Here is a 19405-nt window from a genome sequence, read left to right on the forward strand (position 1 = left end):
AAAGTTTGGACTTTTGTGTCATGCTGCCGCTCGTCCCACAGCGAGCGGGCAAACGGCATACAGGCCTTCGTTATGCTGCCGTGACGTTGCCGCGATACAAATCCGCTTTGTTGGAGAACCCTGGGGTGGGAGTGGAGAGGGTTACGGGGGAGTAGTCATGGTGGCCCAAGGCACGACGCTGGCCGGGCGGTATCGCTTAGATACCCGCATCGGTGCCGGCGGCATGGGCGAAGTGTGGCGCGGCGAGGACACGGTCCTGGCCCGCACCGTCGCCGTGAAGGTGTTGCTTCCGGGCCGCACCGACGATCCGGGGTTCCTGGTGAGGTTCCAGGGCGAGGCCCGGGCGATGGCGACGATCAATCATCCGGGGGTCGTCGACGTCTACGACTACGGGGTTCACGAGGTGCCCGGCGCGGGGGCGACGGCATACCTGGTGATGAAGTTCGTGGACGGCGAGCCGCTCGACCGGCTGCTCGGCAGGCTGGGCAGCATCGCCCCCGGCGCCGCGATGGAGCTCATCGCCCAGGCGGCCTCGGCCCTGCAGGCGGTCCACGACCAGGGCATCGTCCACCGGGACGTCAAACCCGGCAACCTGCTGGTCCGGTCCGACGGCACGCTCGTGCTCACCGACTTCGGCATCGCCAGATCCGACGCCGCCAGCCGGCTGACCGACGCGGGCATGGTGCTCGGCACCGCCTCCTACTGCGCGCCCGAGCAGGCCGAGGGCGCGCCGGTCACCCCCGCGGTGGACATCTACGCCCTGGGCGTGGTCGCCTACGAGTGCCTGGCGGGCCAGCGGCCCTTCGACGGCGACAGCCCGGTCACGATCGCGCTCAAGCACATCCGGGAGGCTCCGCCGCCGCTCCCCGAGCGCATCCCGCCGGTGATCCGGGCCCTGGTGGAGCGGGCCCTCTCCAAGGACCCCGCCCGGCGCTTCCCCAGCGCCGCCGCGATGAGCACCGCCGCGCGACAGGCGATCGCCGGCCCGGAGACCGGGGCGACGGCGATCCCGTCGGCCCAGCTGCCGATGCCCGGAGCCGTGCAGGGCCTGGCCGGTCAGGGCGCCGCCCCGCGGCAGGACGGTCCGTACCCCGAGACCGGCTGGAGTGCGGCCGCGCAGCCGACCGCCGGATGGCAGGCGGCCTCGCCGGCGCCGCCCGGCACGCCCACCGAGCTCTCCGCCGGGAGGCGGGGCCGCCGGGGCGCGAAGCCCAAGCGCCGGGGCGGGCTGCTGGCCATGGCCTCGGCGGGCGCCGTCGTGGTCTGCGCCGGACTGGTCGCGGTGGCGCTCAACACCGTGGCGGCGAGTTCCGAGGTGCCGCCCGTCGACAGGGACCGGCTCGCGGCGACGGATCCGCCCGCCAAGCCCGTCGGCACCGAGCCGACGAAGAGTCCGTCGCCGAAGCCGAACAAGACGCGCCCCAGGCCCACCCCGACGCAGAACCACCAGGTCCCCGACCCCACGCCCGAGGTCAGCGAGGAGCCGAAGCCCACCCCGACCCCGTCGAAGAGCCCGTCGCCCAAGCCCACCCCCACGAAGGGGACCCCGACGCCGACCCCGACCCCGACGCCGGTGGCGAAGAAGAAGGTGCCGAACGTCACCCAGTTGCCGCTCGCGGCGGCGCTCCAGCAGCTCAAGAACGCGGGGCTCAAGGCCAAGCCCCAGTACAGCGGCGGATCCGACACGCAGAAGTGCTGGATCGTCTACCAGCAGTACCCTCCGGCGGGAGAGATGCTGGACCCCCGGGTTCCGGTCGAGCTCATCGCGGACGCCGTGCCGTGCTCGGGTGACTCGGCGCCGACCCCCACGCCGACGGCGACCAAGGGCTGATCCGCCGAGGCATCCGGCCGGGATCCCGCGCGGGCTCCCGGCCGGATGCCGGGCCCGCCGGGCCCGTGCCCCCTGCGGGAGGCCTCACACGCCGGTGGTGGTGCGCGGGTAGGCCACGGACGGGTCGGTGGCGATGTTCACCATGTACGGCACGCCGGAGTCGAACGCGCGGCGCAGCGCGGGACCGATCTGCGACGGGTCGGTGACGAGCTCACCGCCGCCGCCCAGGGCGGTCACCACCTGGTCGTAGCGGCACTGCGGCTGGAGCTCGGCGGCCACGTCGTAGCCGTAGAGCATCTGCATGGGGTGCTTCTCCAGACCCCACATGCCGTTGTTGCCGCAGATCATCACGACCGGCAGGCGGTGCCGTACGAGCGTGTCGACGTCCATCAGCGAGAAACCGGCCGCGCCGTCGCCGAGCAGCAGCACGACCTGCGAGGAGGGGCGGGCCAGCCGGGCGGCGATCGCGTAGCCCAGGCCGGTGCCCAGGCAGCCGTAGGGGCCCGGGTCGAGCCAGTTGCCGGGCTGGCGGGGCTCGACGTACTTGCCCGCGTAGGAGACGAAGTCGCCGCCGTCGCCGATCACCACGGCGTCGTCGGCGAGGATCCTGCCGAGCTCACCGTAGATCCGCATCGGGTGGATCGGGTCGGAGGCGGACTCCAGCAACTGGACGTCCCCGGCGATGGCGGCCCTGGACGCCTCGGCCAGGGTCGACAGCCACGGGGCGTAGGTCTTGGGGGAGACGCCCGCCTCGGCGCACGCCGAGGTCAGGCCCCAGAAGACCAGGGACAGGTCGCCGGCGGCGGCCCCGGCGGGCTTCATGTGCGTGGCGACCTGCGACGGCGCATCGGTCAGGTGCACCACCTTGGCGAGCGGCGCGCCCTCCTTGCCCCCGAACCAGCCGTAGCCGAGCCGGAAGTCCAGCGGGGTGCCCGCCACGATCACCAGGTCGGCCTGGGAGAAGGCCAGTCCCCGGGCGCGGTTGACCAGCAGCTCGTGCCCGGCCGGCAGGATGCCGCGGCCCTGGCCGTTGGGGATGACCGGCAGGCGGTACTCCTCGGCGAAGCTCCGGGCGACCTCCTCGGCGCGGTCCATCCACACGTCGGAGCCGAGCACCAGGATCGGCCGCTCCGCCTCGGCGAGCAGCCCGGCGATCTGCGCGAGGGCGCCCGCGTCGGGTTCGAGCGGAGAGGGGGTGAGCGTCTCGGTGTGGTGCTCGGCCGCCGGGGCGAACAGGTCGTCCATGTGGAAGTCGAGGAAGACCGGGCCCCGGTGCGGGGCGATGGCCGTGCGGAAGGCCATCTCGACGTCCTGCCCGACGGAGTCGGCGCCCGAGCCGGTGAAGGCGAGCTTGGTGACCGGCGCGAGCAGCGGCGGGTGGTCCATCTCCTGCAGCGCTCCGGAGCCCCAGCGGGATCTGGGGGCCCGCCCTCCCATGACGACGACGGGAGAGCCGTTGAAGTGCGCGGTGGCCACGCCGCTGACGCCGTTGGTGACGCCGGGCCCCGCGGTGAGCACGGCCAGGCCGGGCCTGCGGGTGAGCCGGGCGGTGGCCTCGGCGGCGAAGACCGCGCTCTGCTCGTGCCGCACGTCGAGGATGGACACGCCTTCGTGCACCGCCCCGTCGTAGAGCGGGAAGACGTGCCCGCCGGACAGGGTGAACATGGTTTCGATGCCGTAGGCCTTGGAGACGGCGACCGCGATGTCACCGGCGTGCTTGGGGGACGACTCCATACCGCGAAACCTACCAGTCAGTCACTTAGCCGGACAGGGGAGTTGCTCGGGGGTGTTCGTGGCCTTCTACCTCCCCAGATTCCCCCCTGTCACACGCGTGCGCATCGAGATCCGCCGTACGGAGAGTTACGTTCCCGCTACTTTCCGATGACCGAGGTGGGCGACCGGGTCACAGCGTGTCGGAGAGCGCCTTGATCGGCATCCGCAGGTCCGCCAGCAGGCCGAGGTCCTGCTCGGCGGTGCGGCCGAGGGTGGTCAGGTAGTTGCCGACGATGATCGCGTTGATCCCGCCGAGCATGCCGTCCCGGGTCCCCAGGTCGCCCAGGGTCAGCTCACGCCCGCCCGCGTAGCGCAGGATCGTGCGCGGCAGCGCCAGCCGGAAGGTCGCGATCGTCTTGAGCGCCTCGCTCCCCTCCAGCAGCGGGAACCGCTCGAACGGCGTGCCGGGGCGCGGGTTGAGGAAGTTGAGCGGGACCTCGTCGGGCGCCAGCTCGCCGAGCTGCCCGGCGAACTCGGCCCGCTGCTCCAGCGTCTCGCCCATGCCCACGATGCCGCCGCAGCACAGCTCCATGCCGGCCTCGCGGACCATCAGGCAGGTGTCCCAGCGCTCCTCCCAGGTGTGGGTGGTGACGACCTTGCCGAAGTGCGACCTCGCGGTCTCCAGGTTGTGGTTGTAGCGGTGCACGCCGAGGGCGGCCAGTTCCTCCACCTGCTCCCGGGTGAGCATGCCCAGCGAGCAGGCGACGTTGATGTCGACCGCCTCCCGGATCGCCGCCACACCCTCGCGGACCTGGTCCATGAGGCGCCGGTCGGGCCCGCGCACGGCGGCCACGATGCAGAACTCCGTGGCTCCGGTCGCCGCCGTCTCCTTCGCCGCCTGGACGAGCGACGGGATGTCCAGCCAGGCGGCGCGGACCGGCGAGGGGAACTGCCCCGACTGGGAGCAGAAGTGGCAGTCCTCGGGGCAGCCGCCGGTCTTGAGGGAGATGATCCCCTCGACCTCCACCTCCGGGCCGCACCACTTCATCCGCACCTCGTGCGCGAGGGCCAGGAGGTCGGCCAGGCGGTCGTCGGGCAGCTTCAGGCACTCCAGCGCCTGGGCGGTGCCGAGGCCCCGGCCCTCGTCCAGGACCTGCACCCGGGCGATCTCGAGGATGTCGCTCAACTTCTGACTCCACTCTGCGGTGACGGCTAGGAGGAAACGAGGGGAACGGGGGACCCGGAACCGCGCGGAGCCGCGGAGGCCGCCGCCCGGCACCACTCCGCGCCGTTCCGCGCTGCTCGGCACTACGGGGACTACGGGGACTACGGGCAAAGCGTAAGGGTGCTCCTGAAGGCGGCGGGGTCGAACCCGCCGCCCAGGACCGGGCTCAGCCCCGAACGCGCCACCCGGGTGAAGGACTCGCGGTCCAGCCCGCCGGCCCCCTCCGGCAGCACGCCCGCCAGCGGCCGGGCGGCCAGCATCTCCAGGTCCGCCACGTTGCACCGCTCGGCCAGGCCGGGTTCCGCCGGCCACGAGCCGATCACCAGGCCGGCCAGGTCGAGACCGCGGCCCGCCACGGCCTCCAGCGTCAGCGCGGTGTGGTTGAGCGTGCCCAGCGCGGCCCTGGCCACCACCAGCACCGGCGCGTGCAGCATCCGGGCCAGGTCCGCGAGCGTGAACCCCTCCTCGTCGAAGCGGACGAGGAGCCCGCCCGCGCCCTCCACGACGACCAGCCGGTGCGACCCGGTCAGCTCCTTGATCCGCACGGCCGCCTCCGCGAGGGAGACCGGGGGCAGCCCCGCGACGCGCGCGGCGGCGGCCGGGGCCAGGGGATCGGGGAACCGCGCGAGCTCGAACGTGGTCGTCACCCCGGACAGTCGGATGACCTCGTCCAGATCCCCGGGCTCGTTCTCCCCGACGCCGGTCTGGGCCGGTTTGACCACCGCCACGGTCGAGCCCCGCTCCCGCGCCAGCGCCGCCACGGCGGCCGTGACGACCGTCTTCCCCACCCCGGTGTCGGTCCCGGTGACCACGAGAATGCTCATCCGCCTCAGCCTACGGGGAGCCCGGCCGCGGGCGCGGGGCGGCGTGCCGTGCGCTCCCGTCGGGGGCGGGCTGGACGGGAGCCCTCAGGGACGGCGCAGACGGGTGACGAACTTGTAGCGGTCGCCGCGGTAGAGCGACTGCGCCCACTCCACCGGGTTGCCGTCGGCGTCGAAGGCGTGCCGGGTGAGCAGCAGCATCGGCAGACCGACGTCGACGCTCAGCACCTGGGCGTCGTACGGCGTCGCCAGCACGGTCTCGATGATCTCCTCGGCGTCCATCAGCCGCACGTTGTAGGCGTTGTGCAGCGTCTCGTACAGCGAGGAGTGCACCTCCAGCTCCCGCCGGAGCCGGGGGAAGCGGCGGGCGGACAGGTGGGTGGTGTCGATCGACATCGGCTCGCCGTTGGCCAGGCGGAGCCGGTGGATGCGGAGTACGCGCCCACCGGGGTTGATCGCCAGCCGGCGGGCCAGCGGCTCGTCGGCCGTGACGTAGCTGATGTCCAGGATCTTGGTGTCGGGTTCCAGGCCGACGGTCCGCAGGTCGCCGGTGTAGGAGGTGAGCTGGAGGACCTGGGCGACCTTCGGCTGCGCGACGAACGTGCCCTTGCCCTGGATGCGGACCAGGCGGCCCTCGACCACGAGCTCCGACAGCGCCTGGCGCACGGTGGTCCGCGAGGTCTCGAAGCGGACCGCGAGCGTCCTCTCCGGAGGCAGCGCGCTGCCCGCCGGCAGGCTCTTGGTGAGGGAGAGGAGGCTCCGCTTGACGTCGTAGTACTTCGGGATCCGGGGGGAGTCGTCCGTCATGGAAGCTCCTCGCCCGCAGGGGCGGAACCCGCCCGGCCGGCCGTGCCGGGCCCGCCGTGCCGACCGGCCCGCTCACCGCGTTCGCTCACTTGCCCACCTTCATCTCGGCGACGGCGGTGAGAGCACCCCGGATCACCGCGAGATCATCGGAACTCAGATTGGCCCGCGCGGTCAACCGCAGGCAAGAGCGGCCGACCGGCACCGAGGGCGGCCGGAAGCATCCGGCCCGCACTCCGTGTTCCGCACAGATGGCGGCGGCCCGCAGTGCGGTCTCGGGCCGGCCGAGGACGACGGGGACGACCGCACCTGCCGGCTCGCCGGTCTCCAGGCCGAGTTCGCGGGCCATCGAGGCCAGCTCCCTCGCTCTGGTCCGCACGCGTCCGGGCAGTTCGGGCTGATGGTGAAGGATATCGACCGCGGCGAGTGCCGCCGCCACGCTGCCCGGGGCCAGCCCGGTGTCGAAGATGAACGAGCGGCCCGTGTCCACCAGGGTCTCCACCACCTCGGGCGCGCCGAGCACGGCTCCGCCCTGGGAGCCCAGCGATTTCGACAGTGTGACCGTTCTCACAACCGTCCGTTCACCGGCCAGACCCGCGGCGTGCACCGCGCCCCGTCCGCCGGGCCCCACCACGCCGAGCGAGTGCGCCTCGTCCACCACCAGCAGCGCGCCCTGCCGTACGGCCGCGGCGTGCAGCTCCTCCAGCGGGGCCAGGTCCCCGTCCACGGAGAAGACCGCGTCGGTGACGACGAGCGCGTGCTCCTCGGCGCGGTCGGCCAGGGCCTTCTCCACGGCGGCCGCGTCCCCGTGCGGGGTCACGGCCACGGGGGAGCGGGAGAGCCGGCAGGCGTCCACGATCGAGGCGTGGTTGCCCGCGTCGGAGACCACCAGCGCACCGGCGCCCAGCGCCGCGACGGCCGCCAGGTTGGCCAGGTAGCCGGAGGAGAAGACCAGCGCGCCCTCGGCCCCTGCGAAGGCGGCCAGCGCCTCCTCCAGCCGGGCGTGCAGCGCGGTGGAGCCGGTGACCAGGCGGGAGCCGGTGGAGCCGGTGCCCCAGGCGCGGGTGGCCTCGACGGCGGCCTCGGCCAGCCGCGGATCCTTCGCCAGCCCGAGGTAGTCGTTGGAGGCCAGGTCGATCAGGCCGTCGTCGTCGGGCGTGCGGGCGCGCAGGGTGCGCCTCAGTCCTGCCGCGCGCCGTGCTTCGGCCGCGGTCCGCAGGCGGGCCAGGGGATCCGGGGTCTGCTCCATGGGGGCATCTTCGCAGTTCCGGATCGGCCGATTCGCGTTCAGGCCAGCAAAGAACGCATGATGCACGGGTGCCGACTCTTAGCGACCTGGCGGTCCGCCACACCGCGCTCGACGATGCGGACCTCGAGTGGATGCACTCGCTGGTCTCCGACTGGCAGCTCCTGGCCGACCTGTCGTTCGCCGACCTCATCCTGTGGATCCCCCTGAAGGACGGGTCGGGGTGGATCGCGGTCGCGCAGATGCGCCCCACCACCGGGCCCACCGTCTACCACGACGACGTCGTGGGCACGACCATCGCCAGGGGCGAGCGCGAGCTCATCGACACCGCCTGGGACGAGCGGAGGATCTGCCGCGAGGGCGACCCCGACTGGTCCACCGGCGTCCCGGTGCGGGAGGAGACCATCCCGGTACGGCGGGCGGACCCGGTACGGCGGGCGGACCCGGCCGGATGCGCGCCCGGCGCGTCCGTGCCCGGCGGGCTCGCGCTCGGCGGGCCCGTGCCCGGCGGGCTCGCGTCCGGGGGGCCCGTGCCCGGCGGGCTCGCGTCCGGGGGGCCCGTGCCCGGTGGACTCGCGTCCGACGGGTCCGCCGTCGGCGGGGCCACGAACGGGGCGGCGAACAGGGCCGCCCCCGTCGGGCCGGCGAACGGGGCGGCTCCAGGGCAGCGCTACCTCGGGGTGATCCAGCGCTCGACGAACCTGTCGTCGGCGCGCACGCCGTCCCGTCTGGAGCTCACCTACCTGCAGAGCGCCTCGGACCTGGCCCAGATGGTGGCCGAGGGCCGCTTCCCGTTCTCCGGTGCGGAGCCGATCCTGGTGCGCTCGCCGCGCGTGGGCGACGGCCTGCTCCGGCTCGACCGGGCGGGCCGGGTGACCTACGCCTCGCCCAACGCCCTGTCGGCCTACCGGCGGCTGGGCCTGACCGCGGACCTGGTCGGTGCGGAGCTGGGCCGTACGACCGCCACGCTCTGCTACGCCGACGAGCCCATCAACGAGAACCTGATGATCGTGGCGAGCGGCCGGGAGCCCCGGGAGACCGAGGTGGAGGCGGGCGGCACGGTCGTGCAGCTGCGGGCGATCCCGCTGGTGGTCGGAGGCGGGCGGATCGGCGCGCTGGTGCTCATCCGCGACGTGACCGAGCTGCGGCGGCGCGAGCGCGAGCTGATGACCAAGGACGCCACCATCCGGGAGATCCACCACCGGGTGAAGAACAACCTGCAGACGGTCGCGGCGCTGCTGCGGCTGCAGGCCAGGCGGCTGCAGGTGCCGGAGGGGCGGGAGGCCCTGGAGGAGGCGGTACGCCGGGTCGGGTCGATCGCGATCGTGCACGAGACGCTGTCCCACACGCCCGAGGAGCAGGTGGACTTCGACGACATCGCAGACCGGGTGATCGCGATGGCCAGCGAGGTGTCGGCCCCGGAGGCGCAGGTGGTGCCGCGCCGCGTCGGGACGTTCGGGGTGCTGAAGTCGGAGATCGCCACCCCGCTGGCGATGGTCCTCACCGAGCTGCTGCAGAACGCGGTCCAGCACGGGCTGGCGCAGCGGCCGGGCAGGCTCCAGGTGATCGTCTCTCGGGAGGCCGACCGGCTGGACGTGATCGTCTCCGACGACGGTGCCGGCCTGCCCGAGGGGTTCGACCTCGAGTCGTCCACCAGCCTGGGACTGCAGATCGTGCGGACCCTGGTGGTGGGGGAGCTCTCCGGGCGGCTGGCCATCGAGCCGCGCCGGGGCGGCGGGACCGAGGTCACCCTGGCGATCCCCCTGCCGGGGGCCTGACGCGGTCTGCGGAGAGCGGCCAGGCGGCGGTGCGGGCCGCCGCGGCGGGCCCCGGTCGGTCCCGGGGCCCGTGCCGGTCAGGCTGCTCGGGCCGCGCTCGGGTGGCGCTTCAGGCGCGGGCGACGCCTCAGGTGGTGGCGCGGGCCGTGCGCGTCAGGCTGCGCGGTGTGTCAGGCGGTGGCGCGGGCGCGGGCGCGGGCCGTGCGGCGCTTGAAGGCGCGGCGCTCGTCCTCGCTCAGGCCGCCCCAGACGCCGGCGTCCTGCCCGGACTCCAGAGCCCACTTCAGGCAGGCCTCGCTCACGGTGCACGTACGGCAGACCTGCTTGGCCTCTTCGATCTGCATCAGGGCGGGGCCGGTGTTGCCGATCGGGAAGAACAGCTCGGGGTCCACGTCACGGCAGGCAGCTCGGTGGCGCCAGTCCATGCGTCCACTCCTTCGTAAGAGGAGCCCTTGCGCGGCTCCGACGGCTCACTTTGTGAAGACTTTCACTAACAAGCGCGAGCGACCTCCCGGCCCTGGGTCGGTCCGGGAGTGTTCGCGGTGATCGCCGGTGGCCTCAGAGTGAAGGTGGCCACTCAAAGGTCCTACGTTCCGACGTCACTGCTGAGAGTGTCAGCTACCCCGAGTGCAGGCAAGAGGTTTGGTAAAAGGTTTTCGGGGATAGGAGTGTCGGATACGTCACACAATGACGATATGTAATCCGCTATGCCAATACTTGTAACGCATTGGGGGTAGAGCGGAAGATCACCTGCTCGACCTCCCCCAGATAGTCGCCGTCGAGCTGGAAGGCCACCGGCCGCTCGGCGGTCAGCGTGAACTCCTTCTCGTCGTGGAGCTGCACCAGGTGCCGGCCGGTCGGCAGGGTGTCGCGCGTCCCCATGATCTGCGGCATCAGGCTGAGCATGGACGGCAGGCCGAGGCGCTGGAGCCCCAGGAGGTCCAGCCCCGTCTCGAAGCTGGCCCAGGGGGTCGGGCAGACCGGCCGAGGGCCGATGAAGCTCCACGGCGAGGTGTTGGAGACCACCGCCATGAAGATGCCGTCGGCCGGGGGCACGCCGGGGCCCTCCAGGCGCATCGCGGCATGGCGCTTGTCGGTCGACAGGTAGTGGCGCAGCGCGGTGTTGACGTAGCGCGCGGGAGTGGCCTTGCGGCCCGTGCCGCGCATCCCCTCGACCGCCCGGATGACCTCGGCGTCGTACCCCAGGCCGCTGCAGAATGTGAAGTAGCGGCTGTGCCCGTCCCACAGCGCCTGGCCGAGCCCCACCGTGCGCCGCCGGTCACGGCCGACCGCTTCCAGCACCACTCCGGTGGCCTCGACCGGATCGTTCGGCAGGCCGAGCGCCCGGGCGAAGACGTTCGCGCTCCCGCCGGGGATCACCAGCAGCGCCGGCCGGTCGGCCGCCACCTCGCCTTCCTCGGCGTCGAGCAGGCCGTTCACCGTCTCGTTGATCGTGCCGTCACCGCCGAGCACCGCGACCACGCCGAACCCGTCGGCGTGGGCCGTACGGGCGAGATGGGCCGCGTGCCCCCGGTAGCCGGTCTCCTCGACCGTCAGGTCCATCGTCGCGCCCAGCGCCCTGATGAGCACGTCCCGCGTCCGCTGGTTGGTGGTCGTGGCCTTGGGGTTCACCAGGAGCATCGCGCGCATGGCGCCAGCGTATCCGGCAATAACAGCCCAGAGGCGACGAAAGCGGTGTCTATCGACGTCGGCTGTAGGGTTGCCCTGTGCAGAACCGCCCGCCGACCCTCACCGTCGCCGCCGCCGTCCTCGCGCTGGAAGGACTCACCGCCCTGCTCCTCGGCGGCTACGTCGCGGTCGAGACCGTGGTCGGGAACCCGTCCGATGCGATGAGCTCGGCCTTCGTCGCCGGTTTCGGGCTCCTCGTGGGAGCGCTCCTGCTCCGGGTGGCCTGGGGACTGCTGCGGGCCGAGAAGTGGACGCGGAGCCCGGGGGTGCTGACCCAGATCTTCATGGTGCCGGTCGTGGTCACGCTCTTCCAGTCGGACCGGGCCCCGCTCGGCGGCCTCCTGGCCGCCGCGGTGGTGACCGCGCTGGTCGCGCTGCTCTCCCCGCCGACGACCCGGGTCCTCTACGGGGACGCGGAGCCGTCGGACGGAGTCGGGAGCGGCGGGGCCTGAGCGGCAGGCCGGTCCGGCAGGCCGGACCGGCGGGTCAGTCCTCGGCCGTGAGGCCCTCGCGGAGCTGGGTCAGGGTCCTGGCCAGCAGCCGGGAGACGTGCATCTGCGAGATGCCCAGCTCGGTGGCGATCTGCGACTGCGTCATGTTGCCGAAGAACCGCAGCAGCAGGATCCGCTTCTCGCGCGGCGGGAGCCGCTCGAGCAGCGGCTTGAGGGACTCGCGGTATTCGACGCCCTCCAGGGAGTCGTCCACGATGCCGAGGGAGTCGGCCACCGCGGGCGCGTCGTCGTCACCGGAGTCGGGGGCGTCCAGGGAGACCGTGGAGTAGGCGTTGGCCGACTCCAGACCCTCGAGCACCTCCTCCTCGGTCATCTTCAGGAACGCCGCGAGCTCGGCGACGGTGGGCGCCCGCCCCTCGCGCTGCGACAGCTCGCTGATCGCCTTGGTGAGCGAGAGCTTCAGCTCCTGCAGGCGGCGCGGCACCCGGACCGCCCAGCCCTTGTCGCGGAAGTGCCGCTTGATCTCGCCCACGATGGTGGGCGTGGCGTAGGTGGAGAACTCCACCCCGCGGTCCAGGTCGAAGCGGTCGATCGACTTGATCAGGCCGATGGTCGCGACCTGCGTCAGGTCGTCGAGCCACTCGCCCCGGTTGCGGAAGCGCCGGGCGAGGTATTCGACCAGGGGCAGGTGGAGCTCGACGAGCTCGTCACGGATGCGCTGGCGTCGCGGGTCGTCGGGGGTCAACTCCGCCAGTTCACCGAAGAGCGTGCGCGCGCGAACCCTGTCGGGGACCGCGTGGTCGCTGGTGGCCATGGCACGAGTCCTTTCCGTCACGCCGGCCTCGCCGCGCCTCGACGCTTGCGGAGCACGATCGCCATACGGTCGGGGGAGTCGGTCACGGCGTCCACGTCGTCCGCCAGGGCGGTGAGCACCATCCAGGCGAACTCGTCGCGCTTGGGCGGGGAGCTGCCCACCGTGCTGACCTCGACCCGGACCCGCATCTCCTGTCCGGTGAGCTCGAACTCGGCCGTCAGGTCGGTGCCCGGCACGGCCTGGGTCAACAACATCGCACACGCCTCGTCGACCGCGATCCGGAGATCCTCGATCTCGTCCAGCGTGAAGTCCAGACGGGCGGCCAGCCCTGCGGTGGCCGTACGTAAAACGGACAGATATGCGCTCACAGCCGGCAGCCGGACGCTCACCACGTCACGGATCCCGCCCGCGTCGACCGCGGGCGCCTCGGTGTGCTCAGTCACGTTCCTCCTCGCAAGGTCGCTGACTGCAACCTACCGCCCCCAGGTGGCTGTTGGCCCGATCAGACTCGCGATCGGGATGATTTGGAACGGGAAAAAAGGACGTTCCGCGAGGTGGGAGGAGCGGCCCACCGGCGCCCCGCGGGGCGCCGGTGCGCCTTGCCCTGCGCGGTCGCGAATCCGGCCGCGGCGGCGGATCAGGCGGCCTTGGTCTCCCAGAAGATCTTGGAGATCTCCTCGATCTTGGCCAGGAGCTCGTCGGCCTTGGAGGAGTCGACGGTGCCCTTGGCCGCGGCGGCGCCCGCCAGCTTGGTGGCCTCCCAGAACAGCTGGTGCAGCTGGGGGTAGGCCTCCAGGTGCTGCGGCTTGAAGTAGTCGGTCCACAGCACCCACAGGTGGTGCTTGACCAGCTGGGCCCGCTCCTCCTTGATGATCAGCGCGCGCGTGCGGAAGACCGGGTCCTCGTTGGCGGCGTACTTCTCCATGATGGCCTTGACGGACTCGGCCTCGATGCGGGCCTGGGCCGGGTCGTACACGCCGCAGGGCAGGTCGCAGTGGGCGGACGCGACGTGCCGGGGGCGCAGAAGTCGTGCGAGCATCGGAAAATCCTTCCTTGATGCTGAGATCAGCATGGTCCTTGAACGACCTTACTCGCCTCCGCCAGGCCCGCGCTGAAAGGGGTTCGCGCTCATGAGAGTCCGTGTCGAGGGGGATTCCATGCTGCCTGCGCTGCGTCCCGGCGACTGGCTCTGGGTACGGCGCGGCGCCCCGGTCCGGTCCGGGGACCTCGTCCTCGCCCGGCTCCCCGCCGACCCGTCCCGGCTGATCGTCAAACGCGCCGCGTGGCGCGACGGCGAGGGCTGGTGGCTGGAGAGCGACAACCAGCGCGCCTCCGGCCGCCGGGACAGCTGGGACTTCGGCCCGGTCCCGGTGGTGGGGCGGGTGGTCGCGCGCTACCGGCCGCCGCTGTCCTGGCCGACCTTCTTCCGGGCCCGGTAGGCGGCGACGTTGGCCCGGCTGGCGCACCGCTCCGAGCAGTAGCGCCGGGACCGGTTGGAGGAGGTGTCGAGATAGGCCCGGCGGCACGGCGCCGCCCGGCAGAGCCCGAGCCGGTCCGGACCGAGGTCGGTGACGATGGTGGCCAGGCCCATCACCGCGCCCACGATGTACTGGTCGCAGAAGCGCCCGCCCTCGGTGAGGTGCAGGTGCCACGGCTCGCCGTCGTGGTCGGCGATCTGCGGGTGGACCGGGTGGCGGCGGAGCAGCGCGTTGAGCCGGTCGACGACCTCCCGCTCGTCCCCGCCGGCCGCGGCCTCGAAGACGGCCACGAGCTCCTCGCGCAGGCCGCGCAGGGCGTCGAGGTCCCCGGGGGTGAGGCGGTCGGTCTGCCGGGGGCGGCCGCTCTCCTCCAGCAGGGTCCGCAGCCCTTCCAGGCCGGTGAGGCGGTCGGGGTTGTTGACGAGCAGCACGGCCAGCTCGGCGTAGGAGATCAGGTCCACCGGGAGTTTCCGTAGAGGAGTCGGAGTAAGGGGTGTTCAGGGGTTCAAGTATTACATGTGAGCGGGTTAACGTCCGCGGTAACGAAAGTGTGGGCCACCTGTCACCTGCCGGAGTCTCACCATGTGGCACAATCGAGCAACGGGTGACCCCCGAACCCCTCCAGGCGACCGTCTCCAGCGAGCACGTCCCGAGCGGCTACCGAAGCCGGGCCAGCCTCCTGCGGCGCCTACGAAGGAAATGTCCGTCTGACTGATTACAGGGGTCGCTGTGGCAATCTCGCCATCTTCCATCTCCCTCGAAGCCCTCGATCTGGACCCGGCCTTCGCCCTGCACCGCGGGGGCAAGCTGGAGGTCCGCTCGTCCGTCCCGGTCCGCAACGCCGACGACCTGTCCCTCGCCTACACCCCGGGCGTGGCCAAGGTCTGCACCGCGATCGCCGAGGAGCCCGAGCTCGCAGCCGACTACACCTGGGTCTCGAACGTCGTGGCCGTCGTCTCCGACGGCACCGCGGTGCTCGGGCTCGGTGACATCGGTCCCGCCGCCGCCATGCCCGTCATGGAGGGCAAGGCCCTGCTGTTCAAGGAGTTCGCCGGCGTCGACGCCGTGCCGATCTGCCTCGACTGCACCGACGTGGACGCCCTGGTCGAGACCGTCGTCCGGCTCGCACCCTCGTTCGGCGGCATCAACCTGGAGGACATCAGCGCGCCCCGGTGCTTCGAGGTCGAGGACCGGCTGCGCGACCTGCTGGACATCCCGGTCTTCCACGACGACCAGCACGGCACCGCGATCGTCGTGCTGGCCGCGCTGAAGAACGCCGCCCGGCTGACCGGCCGCTCGCTGGGCGAGCTGCGGGCCGTGGTGGCGGGCGCCGGTGCCTCCGGCGTCGCGGTCAGCCGCATCCTGCTGAACGCGGGCATCGGCGACATCGCGGTCTCCGACTCCAAGGGCATCGTCCACCGGGGCCGCGGCGACCTCAACCCGGTCAAGGAGGCACTGGCCCGCGACACGAACCGGGCGGACCTGCGCGGCTCCACCGAGGAGGCGCTGGCCGGGGCCGACGTGTTCGTCGGGCTGTCCGGCTCGACGGTCTCCGAGCGGGCCATCGCCTCGATGGCTCCTGACGCGATCGTCTTCGCGCTGTCCAACCCGACGCCCGAGGTCCACCCCGAAGTCGCCAGGAGGCACGCCCGGGTGGTCGCCACCGGCCGCTCGGACTTCCCCAACCAGATCAACAACGTGCTGGCCTTCCCCGGCGTCTTCCGCGGGGCGCTCGACGTGCGGGCCACCACCATCACCGAGAACATGAAGGTCGCCGCCGCCGAGGCGCTGGCCGCGGTGGTCGGCGACGACGAGCTCTCCGCCGACCACGTGATCCCCAGCCCGTTCGACGAGCGGGTCGCCCCCGCGGTCACCGCCGCGGTCGTCGCCCAGGCCCGCGCCGACGGGGTCGCCCGGCTCTGACCCGGTGCCGGTCCCGCGCGACCGGGCCACCCGCCCGCCGGTCCCGCGCGACCGGGCCACCCGCCCGCCCGTCCGAGGGCCGTCCGCCCGTCCGAAGGCCGTCGGCTCCCGCCGATCGCACCGATCCCGCCGATCCGGCGGCCACTCCGATCGCTCCTGGTCCGGGCCCCACCGGCCCGTCGTCCGGCGCATCCCCCGAAGAGCCCCCGCCCGACCGGCGGGGGCTCTTCTTTGCCGATGAATCTCAATTCTTTTACGGAACGTGCTATAACAAGTTCTCTCCGTTACCTTTACCTTCCGGGCCGGGGCATGCGCGGGCACCGTCGTGCCCGCGGGCGGCCCGAGCGCACCCCCCATGCGCTCGGTGATTCTCGACGGCGAGGAGAACGATGGAACGCCAGCCGAACCGCTCACTTCAGCGGCTCATCGCCGAGGCCGGGTTCACCTACAAGGGGCTGGCCCGCAACCTCAACGAGCTCGGCCGGGCGCGCGGGCTGTCCGGGCTGAAGTACGACCACAGCTCCGTCCTGCGCTGGCTCGGCGGCCAGCGTCCGCGCGAGCCGGTCCCGGCCCTGCTCGCGGAGATCTTCTCGCTGCGGCTCGGCCGGACGGTCACGCCGGAGGACATGGACATGTCCGCGACGACTGCATCCCTCGACGTGGGGCAGGAGTTCCCGCACACCTGGGACGAGGGGGTGGCGAGCGTGACGGCGCTGTGGCGGGCGGACGTGGAGCGGCGCAGGTTCCTGGTCGACTCCACCTTCGCGATCGGGGCCGGTTCGGTCGGAGCGGTGCGCTGGCTAACCCTCCCCACGGAGTCCCGCCCCGTCGCGGGCGGCTCCCGGCGGGTGGGCACGACCGACATCGCCGCGATCCGGGAGGTCACCCGGTCCTTCGGCGAGCTGGACAACAGGTTCGGCGGCGGCCGGATCCGCTCGGCGGTGGTGAAGTACCTCGACACCGCGGTCGCCCCGCTGCTCAACGACGGCTCCTACGCCGAGGCCACCGGCAGGGAGCTCGCCTCGGCCGCCGCCGAGCTGACCCGGCTGGCCGGCTGGATGGCCTACGACCTCGAGCACCACGGGGTCGCCCAGCGCTACCTGATCCAGGCGCTGCGCCTGGCCCGGGGGGCGGGGGACCACGGCCTCGGCGGGGAGATCCTCGCCGGGATGAGCCACCAGGCCGCCTACATCGGGCAACCCGCCCATGCCCTCGACCTGGCCCGGGCCGCCCGGCTCTCGGCCCAGCGCGCCGGGGTCTTCTCCCTGCTGGCCGAGGCGCACGCGCTGGAGGCCCACGCGCAGGCCCTGCTGGGCGACCGTACGGCCTGCCGCGCCGCGCTGCACCAGGCCGAGCTGGCCTTCGACCGCAGGAGACCCGGTGACGAGCCCGAGTGGATCGCCTACTTCGACGAGGCCTACCTGTCGGCCAAGGTCGCCCACTGCTTCCGCGACCTGCGCGACGGGACGCAGGCCGTACGGCACGCGCGGCGGTCACTGGAGATGGACGGGCGGTTCGTCCGCGGGCGCATGTTCAACCTGTCGCTGCTCGCCGCGGGGCTGCTGGAGTGCGGCGAGCTGGAGGAGGCCTGCACGGCGGCGGGCGAGGCGCTGGAGCTGGCGGGAGGGCTGCAGTCGGCGCGGACCCGGTCCTACGTGACCGACCTGCGCCGGAGGCTGGAGCCGCACGCGGCGGAGCCCGCCGTCGTGGAGCTGAACGAGCGGATCAGGGAGCTCACCCCGGCCTGAGCGGGAGCGGAGGACGGAAAGGGGGTCCGGCGGCACGCCGGACCCCTCTTCCGTCCCTGGGCGGTTCCCCGCTCCTACTTGAGGAGCTCGCCCTTGTCGCCGACGATCCGCGTGTTGCGCACGATGAGGGCCTGACGGTAGGCCCCGGCGGCGTCGCTGTCGAAGTACGGCGAGCTGACGAAGTCCACCCGGTCGTTGCCGTCCTGGTCGTGGAAGACGCTGGTCACGCCGTTGACGTAGCCGAGGCGCTTGGCGCTGCTGTACTTGATGAGCCAGGGGCCGCCGTCGGCGCCGCCGGTCATCGAGCACTTCAGCGCCGCGTGGTTCTCGACCTTGTAGGCGTTGGAGGCGTAGGTGCGGGTGTTGGTCCTGCCGTAGCAGTACTTCATGGTCACGCCGGTGAACGGCTTGTCACCGTCGGGGTGGGCGTCACCGGGGTAGCCGAAGGCGTAGACCGGCTGGCCGACCTTCTGGTTCCAGGCGAATCCCTGACCGCCGACGGCGTCGCCGAGGCGGCCGGTGTCCTTGGCCTGGCCGACGTAGTAGCGGTCCCGGAAGTACTTGATCGTCTTACCGGTCTTCACCCACTGCTTGACGTAGTACTGGGTCTTGAACCAGGCGGTCTGCGCGTCGCTCTTGCCCGCGTAGGTCAGCTTGCCGAGGAAGCCGCCCTCGGCCTTCTTCCTGTTGAGCTCGTCGTACTCCTCCTTGGAGATCGCGAGCGGGCCGTCGACGGCGTACTGCTCGCCGTTGACGTCCGAGGCGGTGCTCTTGGCGGCGGCGTTGTACGCCGACTCGACGACCTCGACCTTGGTCAGCGTCTTGGCGCCCTTGTAGTCGTGACCGACCTTCTCCGGGGTGACGTCGAAGTCCTTGGACCAGTACGGCCCGGCCTCGCCGTACTTCTCGAAGCCCTCGGCGTACTGCTGCTGAGCGGTCTTGCCGCCGGGGACGTCCTTGAGCTCCTCGTGCTCGGCCCACTTGCTGCCGGTCCAGGCGGAGAACTCACCCTTGGTGACCTCCTTCGGGGCGCTGAGCGCGAAGCCGTTGTAGACGGCGACGAAGGCGTAGTCGTGGTCGAAGTCCTCGTAGGCCGCGAAGTTGTAGTGGGTGAAAGCGGCCTGGCCGACGTAGACGCCCCACGGGGCCTTGCCCTGGTAGTAGCCGGGGACGAAGACCCACCGGTCCATGACGTCCCGGTTGCCCTCGACGTCGTAGACGCAGTGGCCTGCGGTGGCGACCAGGTTGCGGTAGGTCGACTGGATCGAGGTGGCGGAGCACCAGCGGTAGTCGCCCTTGTGGTCGACGAAGAACACCTTGCCGACGGTCTTGGGCAGGTTGACGTTCTTCACCTTGGCGGTGGCGGCCTTCTCGCCGCCGATCGGCGCCACCGCGCCGGGCTTGCCGTCGGCGACGCTGCCGCCGCGGCCCGTGGCCAGCCGGGTGACGGCCTTGGCGTCCCGGTTGTACTGCGTGGCCTTCTTCAGGGCGGCGCCGTTGGAGCCGAGCCAGAAGGAGGCCGCGGAGTAGGCGTCCGCCTTGCTCGCGGAGAGGTTGTCGCGGGCCCACTCGGGGGCGGCCTGCGCGGGTGCGGCGGTGGCGAGGCCGGTCGCGGTCAGGGCGGCGGCGGTGAGGGCGCCGCCGAAGGCGGGGAGGAAGCGCTTGGCTCGGGGGATCACAGAGGGCTCCATGTATCGGGTGCGGGCGCCCGGTGCGTCACAGGCGTCACAGGAGGGGTTCCGGAAACCCTATCGACTCTGGCTTTTGCCCTGCTAGGTGACTTGCTGGGAGTTCTGTTACTTTTCCTGACTCGTTCTGACCCGTCGGGGGAATGGCCGAGGGGCCCGGCGGAGATTCCGCCGGGCCCCTCGGGTGGAGCTGGG

Annotated in this window: 18 protein-coding genes; 6 read left to right on the plus strand and 12 right to left on the minus strand. The window is 72.1% G+C overall.

Annotated elements, in window-relative coordinates; genetic code table 11:
* The first annotated feature begins 157 nt into the window (after nucleotides 1–157).
* Nucleotides 158–1831 carry a serine/threonine-protein kinase gene (locus IEZ07_RS32340; RefSeq protein WP_191898274.1) on the plus strand — a complete coding sequence of 558 codons (1674 nt, stop codon included), beginning with the start codon at nucleotides 158–160 and terminating at the stop codon, nucleotides 1829–1831.
* An 84-nt stretch (nucleotides 1832–1915) separates the two neighbouring features.
* Here IEZ07_RS32340 and IEZ07_RS32345 read toward each other — a convergent pair whose 3' ends face one another.
* The 5 genes from IEZ07_RS32345 to IEZ07_RS32365 all read right to left on the minus strand — a co-directional run bounded on the left by IEZ07_RS32345 (nucleotide 1916) and on the right by IEZ07_RS32365 (nucleotide 7643).
* Nucleotides 1916–3565, minus strand: coding sequence for an acetolactate synthase (locus IEZ07_RS32345; protein ID WP_191898275.1), 1650 nt, complete (start codon nucleotides 3563–3565; stop codon nucleotides 1916–1918).
* 169 nt (nucleotides 3566–3734) lie between these two features.
* Nucleotides 3735–4730, minus strand: coding sequence for a biotin synthase BioB (gene bioB / locus IEZ07_RS32350; protein ID WP_191898276.1), 996 nt, complete (start codon nucleotides 4728–4730; stop codon nucleotides 3735–3737).
* Nucleotides 4731–4870: 140 nt separating this feature from the next.
* Nucleotides 4871–5593 (minus strand): dethiobiotin synthase, encoded by a 723-nt coding sequence (gene bioD / locus IEZ07_RS32355; protein WP_191898277.1) that lies wholly within the window; start codon nucleotides 5591–5593, stop codon nucleotides 4871–4873.
* 84 nt (nucleotides 5594–5677) lie between these two features.
* The gene (locus tag IEZ07_RS32360; protein ID WP_068897754.1) at nucleotides 5678–6397 is read right to left on the minus strand and encodes a GntR family transcriptional regulator; all 720 of its coding nucleotides are present in this window, start codon (nucleotides 6395–6397) and stop codon (nucleotides 5678–5680) included.
* Nucleotides 6398–6482: 85 nt separating this feature from the next.
* Nucleotides 6483–7643, minus strand: coding sequence for an 8-amino-7-oxononanoate synthase (locus IEZ07_RS32365; RefSeq protein ID WP_191898278.1), 1161 nt, complete (start codon nucleotides 7641–7643; stop codon nucleotides 6483–6485).
* 68 nt (nucleotides 7644–7711) lie between these two features.
* On the opposite strand from IEZ07_RS32365, the gene IEZ07_RS32370 reads away from it, so the two are divergent.
* On the plus strand, nucleotides 7712–9418 hold the full coding sequence (locus IEZ07_RS32370) for a GAF domain-containing sensor histidine kinase (RefSeq protein ID WP_191898279.1): 1707 nt from the start codon (nucleotides 7712–7714) through the stop codon (nucleotides 9416–9418).
* A gap of 170 nt (nucleotides 9419–9588) precedes the next feature.
* On the opposite strand, the gene IEZ07_RS32375 is transcribed toward IEZ07_RS32370, so the two are convergent.
* Both IEZ07_RS32375 and IEZ07_RS32380 read right to left on the minus strand, forming a co-directional pair.
* Complete coding sequence (locus IEZ07_RS32375) at nucleotides 9589–9843, minus strand: WhiB family transcriptional regulator (RefSeq protein WP_068897752.1); 255 nt, start codon at nucleotides 9841–9843, stop codon at nucleotides 9589–9591.
* 280 nt (nucleotides 9844–10123) lie between these two features.
* The gene (locus IEZ07_RS32380) at nucleotides 10124–11068 is read right to left on the minus strand and encodes a diacylglycerol/lipid kinase family protein (protein ID WP_191898280.1); all 945 of its coding nucleotides are present in this window, start codon (nucleotides 11066–11068) and stop codon (nucleotides 10124–10126) included.
* A gap of 77 nt (nucleotides 11069–11145) precedes the next feature.
* Here IEZ07_RS32380 and IEZ07_RS32385 point away from each other — a divergent pair, with 77 nt between their 5' ends.
* Nucleotides 11146–11559 (plus strand): hypothetical protein, encoded by a 414-nt coding sequence (locus IEZ07_RS32385; protein WP_191898281.1) that lies wholly within the window; start codon nucleotides 11146–11148, stop codon nucleotides 11557–11559.
* 34 nt (nucleotides 11560–11593) lie between these two features.
* Here the strand turns inward: IEZ07_RS32385 and IEZ07_RS32390 are convergent, their stop codons facing one another.
* From IEZ07_RS32390 to sodN, 3 genes are all read right to left on the minus strand, one after another.
* Entirely contained in the window at nucleotides 11594–12373 is a 780-nt protein-coding gene (locus IEZ07_RS32390; protein WP_203872270.1) for an RNA polymerase sigma factor SigF, read from the minus strand.
* Nucleotides 12374–12390: 17 nt separating this feature from the next.
* Nucleotides 12391–12816, minus strand: a complete 426-nt coding sequence (locus tag IEZ07_RS32395) for an ATP-binding protein (RefSeq protein WP_068897748.1) — start codon at nucleotides 12814–12816, stop codon at nucleotides 12391–12393.
* Between the two features lie 194 nt (nucleotides 12817–13010).
* Nucleotides 13011–13412, minus strand: a complete 402-nt coding sequence (gene sodN / locus IEZ07_RS32400; protein ID WP_068897747.1) for a superoxide dismutase, Ni — start codon at nucleotides 13410–13412, stop codon at nucleotides 13011–13013.
* A gap of 91 nt (nucleotides 13413–13503) precedes the next feature.
* Between sodN and IEZ07_RS32405 the strand changes: the two genes are divergently transcribed.
* Complete coding sequence (locus IEZ07_RS32405; RefSeq protein ID WP_068897746.1) at nucleotides 13504–13812, plus strand: S24 family peptidase; 309 nt, start codon at nucleotides 13504–13506, stop codon at nucleotides 13810–13812.
* Here IEZ07_RS32405 and IEZ07_RS32410 read toward each other — a convergent pair.
* Complete coding sequence (locus tag IEZ07_RS32410) at nucleotides 13767–14312, minus strand: CGNR zinc finger domain-containing protein (protein WP_068897745.1); 546 nt, start codon at nucleotides 14310–14312, stop codon at nucleotides 13767–13769. The genes IEZ07_RS32405 and IEZ07_RS32410 overlap by 46 nt on opposite strands.
* A 268-nt stretch (nucleotides 14313–14580) precedes the next feature.
* Between IEZ07_RS32410 and IEZ07_RS32415 the strand changes: the two genes are divergently transcribed.
* Nucleotides 14581–15774, plus strand: coding sequence for an NAD(P)-dependent malic enzyme (locus IEZ07_RS32415; protein WP_191898282.1), 1194 nt, complete (start codon nucleotides 14581–14583; stop codon nucleotides 15772–15774).
* A 389-nt stretch (nucleotides 15775–16163) separates the two neighbouring features.
* A complete protein-coding gene (locus tag IEZ07_RS32420; protein ID WP_191898283.1) occupies nucleotides 16164–17522 on the plus strand; it encodes an NsdA family TPR-like regulatory protein in 1359 nt (452 codons plus the stop codon).
* Nucleotides 17523–17596: 74 nt separating this feature from the next.
* Here IEZ07_RS32420 and IEZ07_RS32425 read toward each other — a convergent pair whose 3' ends face one another.
* Nucleotides 17597–19201, minus strand: a complete 1605-nt coding sequence (locus tag IEZ07_RS32425) for a trypsin-like serine peptidase (RefSeq protein WP_239321155.1) — start codon at nucleotides 19199–19201, stop codon at nucleotides 17597–17599.
* Nucleotides 19202–19405: the final 204 nt, after the last annotated feature.

The sequence above is a fragment of the Planomonospora parontospora genome, from assembly GCA_014647935.1.
Classification (GTDB): Bacteria; Actinomycetota; Actinomycetes; order Streptosporangiales; family Streptosporangiaceae; genus Planomonospora; species Planomonospora parontospora.